Source organism: Rhodococcus sp. AQ5-07 (assembly GCF_009707305.1).
GTDB classification, from domain to species: domain Bacteria; phylum Actinomycetota; class Actinomycetes; order Mycobacteriales; family Mycobacteriaceae; genus Rhodococcus_F; species Rhodococcus_F erythropolis.
In genome coordinates, this window is the sequence record NZ_CP046099.1 from 1139949 (window position 1) to 1152980 (window position 13032).

At 63.1% G+C, this 13032-nt stretch carries 13 protein-coding genes; 12 read left to right on the plus strand and 1 reads right to left on the minus strand.

Features of this window, described 5'->3' with window-relative positions; genetic code table 11:
• The first annotated feature begins 38 nt into the window (after positions 1-38).
• From GJB56_RS05370 to GJB56_RS05405, 8 genes are all read left to right on the plus strand, one after another.
• Positions 39-329 (plus strand): DUF503 domain-containing protein, encoded by a 291-nt coding sequence (locus GJB56_RS05370; protein ID WP_003942205.1) that lies wholly within the window; start codon positions 39-41, stop codon positions 327-329.
• Between the two features lie 276 nt (positions 330-605).
• Positions 606-1085, plus strand: coding sequence for a 30S ribosome-binding factor RbfA (gene rbfA / locus GJB56_RS05375; protein WP_003942248.1), 480 nt, complete (start codon positions 606-608; stop codon positions 1083-1085).
• A 12-nt stretch (positions 1086-1097) separates the two neighbouring features.
• Positions 1098-2090, plus strand: a complete 993-nt coding sequence (locus tag GJB56_RS05380; protein ID WP_020969402.1) for a DHH family phosphoesterase — start codon at positions 1098-1100, stop codon at positions 2088-2090.
• 10 nt (positions 2091-2100) lie between these two features.
• Positions 2101-3504, plus strand: a complete 1404-nt coding sequence (locus tag GJB56_RS05385; RefSeq protein ID WP_020969403.1) for an MATE family efflux transporter — start codon at positions 2101-2103, stop codon at positions 3502-3504.
• Positions 3489-4412 carry a metallophosphoesterase family protein gene (locus GJB56_RS05390; protein ID WP_003942180.1) on the plus strand — a complete coding sequence of 308 codons (924 nt, stop codon included), beginning with the start codon at positions 3489-3491 and terminating at the stop codon, positions 4410-4412. Before GJB56_RS05385 ends, GJB56_RS05390 begins: the two co-directional genes overlap by 16 nt.
• Positions 4413-4425: 13 nt before the next feature.
• Positions 4426-5085, plus strand: coding sequence for a 4'-phosphopantetheinyl transferase family protein (locus GJB56_RS05395; protein WP_003942126.1), 660 nt, complete (start codon positions 4426-4428; stop codon positions 5083-5085).
• A 24-nt stretch (positions 5086-5109) separates the two neighbouring features.
• Positions 5110-6030, plus strand: a complete 921-nt coding sequence (truB, locus tag GJB56_RS05400; RefSeq protein WP_020907442.1) for a tRNA pseudouridine(55) synthase TruB — start codon at positions 5110-5112, stop codon at positions 6028-6030.
• Positions 6027-6503, plus strand: coding sequence for a GNAT family N-acetyltransferase (locus GJB56_RS05405; RefSeq protein ID WP_047889313.1), 477 nt, complete (start codon positions 6027-6029; stop codon positions 6501-6503). Before truB ends, GJB56_RS05405 begins: the two co-directional genes overlap by 4 nt.
• A 10-nt stretch (positions 6504-6513) precedes the next feature.
• On the opposite strand, the gene GJB56_RS05410 is transcribed toward GJB56_RS05405, so the two are convergent.
• Entirely contained in the window at positions 6514-7260 is a 747-nt protein-coding gene (locus tag GJB56_RS05410) for a metal-dependent transcriptional regulator (RefSeq protein WP_019748070.1), read from the minus strand.
• A 117-nt stretch (positions 7261-7377) separates the two neighbouring features.
• On the opposite strand from GJB56_RS05410, the gene GJB56_RS05415 reads away from it, so the two are divergent.
• The 4 genes from GJB56_RS05415 (at position 7378) to GJB56_RS05430 (ending at position 13017) form a co-directional block, all read left to right on the plus strand.
• Complete coding sequence (locus GJB56_RS05415; RefSeq protein ID WP_019748071.1) at positions 7378-8358, plus strand: bifunctional riboflavin kinase/FAD synthetase; 981 nt, start codon at positions 7378-7380, stop codon at positions 8356-8358.
• Positions 8359-8554: 196 nt separating this feature from the next.
• Positions 8555-8824: a 30S ribosomal protein S15 gene (gene rpsO, locus GJB56_RS05420; protein ID WP_003942254.1), complete on the plus strand. Its 270-nt coding sequence runs from the start codon at positions 8555-8557 to the stop codon at positions 8822-8824.
• 438 nt (positions 8825-9262) lie between these two features.
• Complete coding sequence (locus tag GJB56_RS05425) at positions 9263-11533, plus strand: polyribonucleotide nucleotidyltransferase (RefSeq protein WP_020907444.1); 2271 nt, start codon at positions 9263-9265, stop codon at positions 11531-11533.
• 125 nt (positions 11534-11658) lie between these two features.
• Positions 11659-13017, plus strand: a complete 1359-nt coding sequence (locus GJB56_RS05430; protein WP_019748074.1) for a M16 family metallopeptidase — start codon at positions 11659-11661, stop codon at positions 13015-13017.
• Positions 13018-13032: the final 15 nt, after the last annotated feature.

Genomic DNA, 13032 nt, shown 5'->3' on the forward strand with positions numbered 1-13032 from the left:
AGTCCGGAAGAGTCCATTCGGCTCTGTCTAGGGGGAAAATGTTTGTAGGGGCACTGGAGTTCGACATTCTTTTCGGCGATGTCCACTCACTCAAGGAAAAGCGTTCGATGCTGTCGCCGATCCTGACGGAACTCCGTCGATTCGGCGTGAGTGCAGCGGAGGCGGGGGAGCAGGGACGCCTGCGTCGTGCGCTCGTGGGCGTCGGTGTGGTCAGTTCGTCCGTCGATCACCTGCACGATGTTCTCGATCATTGTGAGCGAGCGGTCGCCGAGCGTCCGGAGATTCAGTTGCTGGCTGTGCGAAGGCGAATCTTCGGCCCGGAAGACTGAGTGTCACCGATCTGTGTCGCTGAGCCACTCTTCCGGACGGCGTACCGAATCGAGTTGGTCGGCAAGGGATTCGGCGTCCAGGGGACCAAGTGTGACGGTGTCTGTACTCACGCTCGATGTGCACGGTGGCTTGTGGCCGAAGACCTCTACCGATGGTGATTTGGTTGCCGGGTAGCCGATGGACGAGACTGTTGTCGGTAATAATTCTTGTTAACCAGAACTTTGATCGATCGAGTCACCTCGATTCGAGTGGCCAGGTAGAGGAGACTGACAGTCATGGTAGATCCAGCCCGGGCACGCAAGTTGGCAAAGCGTATCGGAACCATCGTCGCGACCGCGATCGATCACGAGATCAAGGATCCGCGACTCGCATTCGTGACCATCACGGACACCAAGGTCACCAACGATCTGCACGACGCGACGGTGTACTACACAGTCATGGGCGAGAAGGTCGATTCCGCACCCGATGTGGAAGCCGCCGCCGCAGGACTCGAGAAGGCCAAGGGTGTTCTCCGCTCGAAGGTCGGTGCCGGAACTGGCGTTCGCTTCACACCGACTCTGACGTTTGTCGCCGATACCGTTCCCGACACCGCGCGTCATATGGAAGAACTGCTGGCCCGTGCCAAGGCCGCCGACGACGAGGTCGCCAAGGCGCGTGAGAATGCACAGCCGGCCGGAGATGCAGATCCGTACAAGGAGCCGCGAGTGGCTTCGGACGAAGACGAGGCGTCGCCAGATGTTCGTGAAGCCGACTGACGCGCACCGAGAATGACGATCACCGCACTTTCGGACGTCGACCCCTGCGAGGCGAAGTTCGCTCAGGTGGCCGAGGTTCTCGAATCGGCACACACGGTGACAATTCTCTGCCATGTGCAGCCGGATGCGGACACGATCGGCAGCGGACTTGCGCTCGGTCTCGTTCTCGAGCGTCGGGGCATTTCGGTGCAGGTCGCGTTCAGTCGGCCGTTGGCGCTGCCCGAGTCGATGTCTGATTTCCCTGGTGTTCACTTGCTCGTGGCGCCCGCCGATGTTCGGGAAAGCGTCGATGTTCTGGTGACCGTGGATGTCGGCAGCGAGGGCCGCCTCGGTGAGTTGGCGAGTCGACTCGCCGGCGCGAATCGCACGATCGTCCTTGATCACCATCGCTCCAATTCCGAATTCGGAAGCATCAACGTCGTCGACGAAACCGCGGCTTCGACGACGGCGCTCATCGCACGATTCTTCGATGCGTGGGGAGTCGCGATCGATCGCGATATCGCGCACTGTCTCTATGCCGGACTGGTCACCGACACCGGCTCCTTCCGGTGGGGAGGTCCGCTTCCGCACGTGCTCGCGGCGCGTTTGCTGGCGACAGGCATCGACGGCGACGCGATTGCGCGAAAGCTGCTCGACACCCATCCGTTCGGGTGGTTGCCGATGCTGGCTTCGGTACTCGGGTCCGCGGTGCTGGTCCCGGAAGCCGCGGACGGCCGTGGGCTGGTGTACGCGGTGATCCGACGCAGTGACATCGGCGATCTTCGCTCCGAGGAGATCGAGAGCGTCGTCGATATCGTGCGAACTACTTCGGAAGCCGAAGTTGCCGCAGTACTCAAAGAGTCGGTTTCCGGAAGCTGGTCGATCTCGTTGCGTGCAAAGTCGGCGATCGACGTGTCGGCGGTCGCTGAAAGTCTTGGTGGCGGCGGGCACCGGCTGTCGGCCGGATATACGTCGACCACTTCCAGCGACGAGATTGTTGCCGCGCTCGTCGCGGCACTCGGCTGAATCCGCGGCATTGAGCGAATCTGACGCCACCTCGGCGGGATCTTCGGCAGCTGATTTCGACGTCACTGGGCGTCGAATCTTTTCCCTGGCGTTTCCGGCGCTCGGGGTACTGGCGGCCGAACCCCTCTATCTGTTGTTCGACATCGCCGTGGTCGGCCGACTCGGGGCGCTTCCGCTGGCCGGATTGGCAGTCGGTGGTCTGATCCTGTCGTTGGTGAGTACGCAGCTGACCTTCTTGTCGTACGGCACGACGGCGCGCGCCGCACGGCTGCACGGGGCGGGCCGCGAGCGCGACGCGGTGGGCGAGGGTGTTCAGGCGACCTGGCTGGCGGCCGCGATCGGCTTGGCCTTGGTAGTGATCGTGCAGGTGATCGCGGGCCCGCTGACTTCGGCGGTGGCCGGGACTCCCGACATTGCGGCGGCTGCGGAAAGTTGGCTTCGGATAGCGGTATTGGGTGTTCCACTCATCCTGGTGGCTCTGGCCGGCAACGGCTGGATGCGCGGGGTTCAGAACACGGTGCGACCGCTTCGGTTCGTCCTTGTCGGCCTGGGTATTTCGGCGGTGTTGTGCCCGATTCTCGTGCACGGTTTGCTCGGTGCTCCCCGGATGGAACTCGAAGGATCAGCTGTCGCGAATCTGGTCGGCCAGAGCGTTTCGGGTGTCCTGTTCGCCTGGGCACTCTTTCGTGAACCGGTCTCGGCTCGACCGCATCTTGCAATCATGCGGGCGCAGATGCTGATGGGCCGTGACCTGATCCTGCGCAGCCTCGCATTCCAAGCGTGTTTCGTCTCGGCGGCCGCGGTGGCGTCGAGGTTCGGCGCAGCCGTAGTCGGTGCACACCAAGTTGTCCTCCAACTGTGGAACCTGGTTTCGCTCCTTCTCGATTCCTTGGCGATCGCCGCCCAAACGCTCATCGGAGCTGCCCTCGGCGGTGGATTCGCAGCCGCGGCGAAGAGGATGACCTGGCGGATCACTGCCTGGTCGACGGTATTTGCCGTGGTACTCGCGATCTTCTTCGCCGCGGGCCACTCCGTGATCCCCGGACTTTTCACGTCCGACGCCGAGGTCCTCGGTCAAATGTCGATCGCCTGGTGGTTCTTCGTCGCGATCATGCCGGTAGCGGGAATCGTGTTTGCACTCGACGGTGTTCTGCTCGGCGCCGGGGACGTGGTGTTTCTGCGCAACGCGACCATGCTCTGCGCAGTTCTCGGATTTCTGCCCGCGATCTGGCTCTCCCTCGCCTACGACTGGGGGCTGGCCGGAATTTGGGCAGGGCTTACCGTGTTCGTAGTACTTCGGATGGTCGCGGTGTCGTGGCGAGCGTTTTCCGGCAAGTGGGCAGTGACAGGTCCGGCGACGGCGAAGCGCGGAAGTTCAACTGAGGAAGCAGAGGGATCGTGGCAGCAAAGCTGATGGCGGTGAGCGACATTCATGTCGGTCACAACGGCAACAAGCCGATGACGGAGGAACTGTTCCCGGATTCGCCTGACGACTGGCTCATTCTCGCCGGAGATGTTTCCGAGAAAACTGACGACATTCGGTGGGCGTTGAAGCTCCTTCGCAGCCGATTCGCAAAGGTCATCTGGATTCCGGGCAACCACGAACTGTGGACGACCGCCAAGGATCCGGTTCAGATTCACGGAGCGCCGCGGTACGAGTACCTGGTCAACATGTGCCGCGAACTTGACGTCATCACGCCCGAGGACCCGTTCCCGGTGTGGGAGGGAGACGAGGGCCCGGTCACGGTCGTCCCGATGTTCCTTCTCTACGACTACTCCTTCCTGCCGGAAGGCGCGCGAGACAAGGAACACGGGCTCGAGATCGCGCGGGACAAGAACGTCGTCGCCACCGACGAGTTCCTGCTCTCGCCGCAGCCGTATGCAACGCGCGACGCGTGGTGCCGGGCGAGAATCGAATACACCCAGGCACGGCTGGACGCGCTCCCCGAAGGCACAAAAACCGTTCTGGTGAACCATTTCCCGATGGTCCGGCAGCCGACGGACGTGCTCATGTATCCGGAGTTCGCGTTGTGGTGCGGAACCACCGCGACCGCCGACTGGCATGTGAAGTACAACGCGGTGTGCTCGGTGTACGGGCACCTGCACATTCCTCGAACCACGTACTACGACGGCGTCCGCTTCGAGGAAGTATCACTCGGGTACCCGCGCGAATGGCGTCGGCGTGGACTGCCGGAGAAGTTGTTGCGTCAGATTCTTCCCGTTCCGGAGTACCCGCCGGGAACGCTCAACAAGTGGGGTGGCCACTTCAAGGTCACGCCGGAGCAGGAAGCCGAAGTCGAGCGCATGCGCGCCGGACGCTGAGAGGTATCGCTACGTGATCGAACAGATTCTTCCCGGTGGAGTTGCGACGGCCGAGGCCTTCGTGGATCCGCCCGGTCTGGTTCCGCACCCCAGTGAGGAGGCGTTGATCGGCCGCGCGGTCGAGAAGCGCCGTCGCGAGTTCGTGACTACCCGGCACCTCGCGCGTCAGGCGATGGGCAAGCTCGGTGTTCCGTCTGCCGCTGTCATGCGCGGCGAGCGTGGTGCCCCACTCTGGCCGCAGGGAGTAGTCGGAAGCCTCGCCCATTGCGACGGCTACCGCGGCGCTGTCCTGGCGTACTCCATGCAGGTCCGCTCACTCGGTATCGACGCCGAGCCGCACGGCCCGCTGCCGGACGGGGTATTGCCCGCGGTCAGCATCGAAGCGGAACGAACGTGGCTGGACACTCAGGAAACCGGCGGTCCGGTGCACTGGGATCGAGTGCTCTTCTGCGCGAAGGAAGCCACGTACAAGGCGTGGTTTCCGCTAACTGGGCGCTGGTTGGGTTTCGAGGACGCCCACATCACATTCGAGGCGGAGTCGGAAACTTCCGGAACTTTCAACTCGCGTCTGCTGGTCCCCGGTGAGGCGACGTCTGGTCCGCCGCTCACCTCTTTCGACGGCAGGTGGTTGGTGTCGGACGGGCTCATTCTGACGGCAATTTCGGTGCAGTGAGCGCGACTGGCAGAATCGGCACACGTGTCAGCTCGTGAAAAGCCTTCCTCCGGTCTTGTCGGCGCCGGAATCCTGATTGTCGACAAAGAGGCGGGCATCACCAGCCACGACGTGGTCGCTCGGTGCCGCAAATTGTTGAACACCCGCAAGGTGGGACATGCCGGGACTCTTGATCCCATGGCGACCGGCGTCCTCGTTCTCGGCGTCGAGCGTGCGACCAAGTTGCTCGGACTCCTGGCACTGACAACCAAGGCGTACTCGGCGACCATTCGCCTCGGTGCAGCGACGGACACGGACGATGCCGAAGGGGAGGTCCTGACTTCCGCAGACGCTTCGCAGGTGACGGACGCGGAGATCGCTGCCATCGTGGCAACGCTGACCGGAGACATCAAGCAGATCCCGGCAAGCGTGAGCGCTATCAAGGTCGACGGTCAACGCGCACATGCCCTGGTGCGTGCGGGAGAAACCGTCGAGCTGGCGCCGCGCCCGGTAACGGTGTCGACTTTCGAAGTTCTGGCTCGGCGAGATGTCCCTGGTGGCTTCGTCGATCTGGATGTAGACGTTGAGTGCTCTTCCGGAACATACATCCGCTCGCTTGCACGCGACCTCGGTCGTGAATTGGGCGTCGGTGGTCATCTGACGGCATTGCGCCGCACCCGCGTCGGGCCGTTCACTCTCGAACATGCGCGCACGCTCGAAGATCTCGCGGATCAGCCGGGTGTGAGCCTCGACATCGATCAGGCCGCGCAGACGGCTTTTCCGCATCGGCAGATCACGGCGGAGGAAGCCGAGGCGATCAGCCAGGGGCGCTGGCTCGAGCCGATCGGGATGAAGGGGATCTGTGCGGCGATCGATCCCACCGGTCACACGATTGCGCTTCTGCAGGAGAAGGGTCGACGCGCCAGTTCGGTGATGGTCGTGCGACCGGCGACGCTTCGCGGGTGATCGTCCGCGAGCGTGTCGACGGCGACCTCGACGGTTGCGTCGATGCGCTGGCACAGGTCCACGAGTGCGACGGATATCCGAACACGTGGCCACAGAACCCGCACCGCTGGCTCAGTTCGCCCACGGTGGTGAAGGCGTGGGTCGGTGAGAGCGACGGCCGTGTTGTCGGTCATGTGGCCGTCGACCGCGAGGTTGCAGGCGCGCCCACCACCGCGGGATCGATTGCCGTGTCGCGATTGTTCGTTCATCCCCATGCCCGCGGAAACGGCCTCAGCGGTGCGCTACTCGACGCTGTCACGGATTTCGCAGCAGAAAGTCAGTTGGAACTGGTGCTCGACGTCGTCGAGGACGCTTTGCCGGCGATCGCGCTGTACGAGCGTCGAGGTTGGGTGTACGTCGACGAGAGGCTCGCCGACTGGACCCGGACCGACGGCGTCCGGCCTGTAGAACGGCGATATCGTCTGCCGCTCTGAGCGGCCTCGACTACACGAGCCAAATTGCTTGAGCGACTGGGCTTCCCAGGTCGATGGTGTCGGGGCTGTCGCCGAGTCGAACGGACACTGTTCCGGCGAAATCACGGCGTTCTTCGACAGTGATGTCGACATCGAGACTGACGCCGACGGAATCGAAGTACCGAAGCATTTCGGGATCGGAATCGGAGATCCGGGCAACGCGGCCCCGCTCGCCGTTGGCGAAGTCGCTGAGCTGACGGGCCGGGGGAGTCGGCACCGAACCATCGGTGGCGGGAATGGGATCGCCGTGCGGGTCACGTTCGGGGAAGCCCAGTTTGGCGTCCATCCGCGAGATCATCAGATCGGAAACGGCGTGTTCGAGGACTTCGGCTTCGTCGTGGACTTCGTCCCAGCCGTAGCCGAGTTCCTGAACCAGATAGGTCTCGATCAACCGGTGGCGCCGGACCATGGACACAGCAGCCGCGCGGCCACTGTCCGTCAGAGCGATGGAACCGTAGCGGGCGTGATCGACGAGGCCCTGGTCCGAGAGTTTGCGGATCGCCTCGGACACCGTCGAAGCCGAGACGTTCATCTTCTCGGACAGGAGCTTGGTGGACACCCGCTCGTGGGACCACTCCTGGATCGTCCAGATGACCTTGAGGTAGTCCTGAGCCACCGACGAGAGTGCGAGCGTGTCGATTGCCGCGCCGTGCGCCGAAGTGCTGTCGCCATCCGACGTCGATGATGCTTCCGAGGTTCCGGTCTTGTGAGCTGCCACAACGCTTAGCTTAGGCTACGAAATCCGGAACTTCCGTACGTGAGCGGCAGCACAGCGGTGATTCGCTGGGCGGGTCCGAACGTGACCCGCCGCCGGTGGACCCGTAGGCTGCCAATCGTGCTGAGATGGCGTGGTCTCGACGAAGTTCCGGCCGATTGGGGTCGTTGTGTGCTCACTATCGGTGTGTTCGACGGTGTGCATCGTGGGCATGCCCAATTGATAGCGAGAGCGGTTACCGCTGCGCGCAAACGTGGTGTTCCGAGCGTGTTGATGACGTTCGACCCGCATCCCATGGAGGTTGTGCGGCCGGGTAGTCATCCAGCCCAGTTGACGACGCTGCAACGGCGTGCGGAATTGGCTCAGGATCTGGGCATCGACGTGTTCTGCGTGATGCCGTTCACCGCTGATTTCATGAAGCTGACGCCGGAGCGCTACGTCCACGAAATTCTCGTCGAACGTCTGCATGTTGCCGAGGTGGTGGTGGGGGACAACTTCACCTTCGGCAAGAAGGCGCTCGGCAATGTCGACCTTCTTCGTGAGATGGGCGCTCGCTTCGGCTTTGCCGTCGACGGCGTCCAGCTGCTGGCCGAGCATGCGGTGACGTTCTCGTCGACCTACATCCGCTCGTGCGTCGACGCGGGCGACATGGAAGCGGCTACCGAAGCTCTCGGCCGTCCACATCGTGTCGAAGGTGTGGTCGTCCACGGTGACAAGCGTGGACGCGAGTTGGGATTCCCGACGGCCAATGTTGCACCGCCGATGTTTTCGGCGATTCCGGCCGACGGCGTCTACGCAGCGTGGTTCACGGTGCTCGGCGCCGGCGAGGAACTCGGAACTGTCGTTCCCGGTCGTCGATACCAAGCCGCAGTGTCTGTGGGGACCAACCCGACCTTCTCCGGCCGGACCCGAACCGTCGAGGCGTACGTTCTCGACACCGAAGCAGACCTGTACGGACAACACGTCGCTGTCGACCTGGTTTCGCGGATTCGGGGCATGGAGAAGTTCGACTCGATCGAGTCGCTCATCACGGCGATGAACCGAGACGTCGAACGCGCACGCCAAATCCTGAGTGAGGATGCAGAGCGCAGCGTGGGTTGAGCGCAGAGCGCAGCGTGGGTTGAGCGCAGAGTGGGTTGAACTCGTCCCGCACTAGTGGCGGCGGCCACATTCGCTCCAGGTGGGCGAAAGCGCCTCATTGCTGCTGGTAGGATCTTCTCTCGGTGCGTGCTGCGGTTTGCGGTGGCCGCACCGATCTAGTTCCTTTCACGCAAACGTCATCACAGGAGTGAATCAAGTGGCATTGACCACGGAAGAAAAGAAGGTCGTTCTCGGCGAGTACGGCTTGCACGAGACCGACACGGGATCGCCTGAAGCTCAGGTGGCAATGCTCACCAAGCGCATCACCGATCTCACCGAGCACCTCAAGACCCACAAGCATGACCACCACTCGCGTCGTGGACTGCTCTTGATGGTCGGTCGCCGTCGTCGTCTGCTGAAGTACGTGGCAAAGACTGACGTCGCTCGCTACCGCACGCTCATCGAGCGTCTCGGCCTGCGTCGCTAGATTTTTCTCACGACGCTGATCGAAAGCAACACGGCACGCTTCGGTTTGCCGAACACTCCGTTAGCCGGCGAAGCCACGCATATACTGGGCTTCGCTGGCTTTCGGCGTTAGCTGCCGCAAGGCAGTTTCCGCTGTCGGCGCTATGCACAGTTGTCTACGCACAGTTGTGCAGTGCGCAGCCAGCACACCGTATGCACCAGAGAACGTGGTGTCGGTTGTCGGTAGTGGTTCTCCGGACCGGGCAAGTGCCCGAAAGCTCCGGCGGACTTCGATCGACGGCCGCCCGAACGTCGTGACGTCCCGAAGCAGAAATCGCTCGCATCGCAAGGAGCGTCTGCAATTCAAGAGGGGGACGTCCCTCGGTGCGCAGTTTCCACCAGGAGGGTGGAAACGCCCGCGCGGGTACGGCGAAGACGAGAGGGAAGTGAAGAGAAAAGAATGACAGAGAATTCCGTAGTAGAGGTCGACGAAGGCGTGTTCGAATCCACCGCCGTGATCGACAACGGGTCCTTCGGTACCCGTACCATCCGTTTCGAGACCGGACGCCTTGCTCAGCAGGCCGCCGGCGCCGTCGTTGCTTACCTGGACGACGAGACCATGCTGCTGTCCGCCACGAGCGCCAGCAAGCACCCCAAGGAGCACTTCGACTTCTTCCCCCTGACGGTGGACGTCGAAGAGCGTATGTACGCAGCGGGCCGCATCCCCGGTTCGTTCTTCCGTCGTGAGGGACGCCCCTCCACCGACGCGATCCTGACCTGCCGCCTCATCGACCGGCCGCTGCGCCCGTCCTTCGTCGACGGTCTCCGTAACGAGATCCAGGTCGTCGTCACGGTCATGAGCCTCAACCCGCAGGATCTGTACGACGTAGTGGCCATCAACGCCGCTTCCGCGTCGACGCAGATCGCGGGCCTGCCGTTCTCCGGACCCGTCGGTGGCGTGCGTGTTGCACTCATCGTCTCCGAGGACAACAAGGCCGGCCAGTGGGTTGCATTCCCGACGGTCGATCAGCTCGAGAACGCCGTCTTCGACATGGTCGTAGCCGGCCGCGTCGTGTCCGGCAGCGGCGACAATGCCGACGTAGCGATCATGATGGTCGAGGCCGAGGCCACCGACAACGTCATCGCGAAGATCGCCGACGGCGCTCAGGCACCGACCGAGGCCATCGTCGCCGAAGGCCTCGAGGCCGCCAAGCCGTTCATCGCACGCCTGTGCGCTGCGCAGGCAGCACTGGCATCCAAGGCTGCAAAGCCCACGGGTGACTACCCGGTCTTCCCGGCGTACCAGGACGACGTTTTTGCTGCCGTCGAGGCTGCTGCGTCCGAAAAGCTCAATGCCGCACTGACAATCGCCGGCAAGCAGGAACGCGACGACAAGACTGACGAGGTCAAGGTCGAGGTTCTCGAGCAGGTTGCACCCAACTTCGAAGGCCGCGAGAAGGAACTGGGAGCAGCGTTCCGCTCGCTCACCAAGAAGCTGGTTCGCCAGCGCATCCTGCGCGATCAGTTCCGCATCGACGGCCGCGGCGTCACGGACATCCGTTCGCTGTCCGCCGAGGTCGCGATCATCCCGCGCGCACACGGCTCCGCACTGTTCGAGCGCGGCGAGACCCAGATCCTGGGTGTCACCACTCTCGACATGGTCAAGATGGCTCAGCAGGTCGACTCGCTCGGTCCCGAGACCACCAAGCGCTACATGCATCATTACAACTTCCCGCCGTACTCCACCGGTGAGACGGGTCGCGTCGGTTCGCCGAAGCGTCGCGAAATCGGTCACGGTGCACTCGCCGAGCGCGCTCTCATGCCGGTTCTGCCCAGCGTCGAAGAGTTCCCTTACGCGATTCGCCAGGTCTCCGAGGCTCTGAGCTCCAACGGTTCCACCTCGATGGGCTCGGTGTGTGCGTCCACGCTCGCACTGCTCAACGCCGGTGTGCCGCTTCGCGCTCCGGTTGCCGGTATCGCCATGGGTCTGGTCTCCGACCAGGTCGACGGTGAAACCCGCTACGTCGCTCTGACCGACATCCTCGGCGCCGAAGACGCCTTCGGCGACATGGACTTCAAGGTCGCAGGCACCAAGGACTTCGTCACGGCCCTGCAGTTGGACACGAAGCTCGACGGCATCCCGTCGCAGGTTCTTGCCGGTGCACTCTCGCAGGCGAAGGATGCGCGGACCACGATCCTCGAGGTCATGGCGGAAGCCATCGACACCCCGGACGAGATGAGCCCGTTCGCTCCCCGCGTGACGGCCATCAAGGTCCCCGTCGACAAGATCGGTGAGGTCATCGGCCCCAAGGGCAAGATGATCAACTCCATCACCGAGCAGACCGGTGCCAACATCTCCATCGAAGACGACGGCACCGTGTTCGTCGGCGCCACCGATGGACCGTCTGCACAGGCCGCGATCGACATGATCAACGCCATTGCCAACCCGCAGCTCCCCAAGGTCGGCGAACGGTTCCTGGGCACGGTCGTCAAGACCACCGCCTTCGGTGCCTTCGTTTCGCTCCTGCCGGGACGCGACGGACTGGTGCACATCTCGAAGCTGGGCAGCGGTAAGCGCATTGCCAAGGTCGAAGACGTGGTCAACGTCGGATCCAAGATCCGCGTCGAGATCGCCGACATCGATGCACGTGGCAAGATCTCGCTGATCCCGGTCGAAGAGGGCAACGACGAGGCTGCCGCTCCGGCCGCCGACGAGGCTGCTTCCGAGTAGATCTCACTCGTACTCTGATGCGGCCCCGCGCGGATTTCCGTGCGGGGCCGCATCTGTACTGTCTGTAGACACGAGCCTGTAGATACCTGATTCAACACTTGCACCGAGGACTGCTGAACCTTTTCATGGCAAAGACCACTCCCAACACCACGCGCAGCCGCAGCGCTGTGCTGAAATCGCCGATCGATGCGACTCCTGAATCGGGAGTGCAGCGCACGGTCCTTCCCGGCGGCCTGCGCGTCGTCACCGAATTCATCCCCGGTGTGCGTTCCGCCTCCGTCGGCGTGTGGGTCGGAGTCGGTTCCCGCGACGAGCAGCCGAGTGTGGCCGGTGCCGCGCATTTTCTCGAGCATCTGTTGTTCAAGTCGACGCCGTCACGGACCGCGTTGGACATCGCGCAGGTCATGGATGGTGTGGGCGGCGAACTCAATGCATTCACGTCGAAGGAACACACCTGTTTCTACGCGCACGTGATCGACGAGGACCTCCCGATGGCGGTGGACCTTGTTGCCGACGTCGTACTGCGTGGGCGCTGCAGAACTGCGGATGTCGACGTCGAGCGGCAAGTAGTGCTCGAAGAGATCGCGATGCGAGACGACGATCCGGAAGACCTGCTCGGCGACGCCTTCCTGACCGCGTTGTTCGGAGATCATCCTGTCGGTCGTCCCATCATCGGTAGCGTCGAATCGATCGAGTCGATGTCGCGCAATCAGTTGCATTCCTTCCATGTTCGGCGTTACACGCCGCAGCGGATGGTGCTGGCAGTAGCGGGGAACGTCGACCACAAGCAGGTTGTGACGCTGGCTCGCCGTGCATTCGCCGGGCATCTCGAGCGTGGAGTCAAGCCGGCGCCGCGGCGCGAAGGCACTCTGCGTTTGCGAACGATGCCTGAACTGAGCTTGACCCACCGCGACAGCGAGCAGGTCCACCTTGCGCTCGGAGTACGCGCGTTCGGTCGGCACGAGGGTCATCGCTGGGCCCTGTCTGTTCTCAACGCCGCAGTGGGCGGCGGGCTGAGTTCTCGTCTGTTCCAAGAGATTCGCGAGAAGCGGGGGCTTGCGTACTCCGTCTATTCCGGCGTAGACACCTTCGCGGACACCGGAGCGTTCTCCGTGTACGCGGGTTGCCAGCCGGAGAACCTCGGGGAGGTTGCCACAGTGATCCGCGAGGTACTTGCGAACGTGGCGACGGACGGAATCACCGATGCCGAGATCGCCCGCGCCAAGGGATCGCTGCGCGGCGGATTGGTTCTGGCACTGGAAGATTCAGGTTCACGCATGAACCGTATCGGTCGCAGTGAACTCAATTACGGCAACCATCGCAGTGTTGCGCAGACGCTCGCGACCATCGACGCGGTTACCTCCGAAGAGGTGCTCGAGGTGGCGCAGGTGCTCTTGACCAGGCCGTTTGCGGCCGCCGTCGTCGGCCCGTACAAGCGGGTTCGTGACCTTCCCGCGTCGGTACGCGGGATCGTGGGCAAGTAGTTCGAACTATCGAAA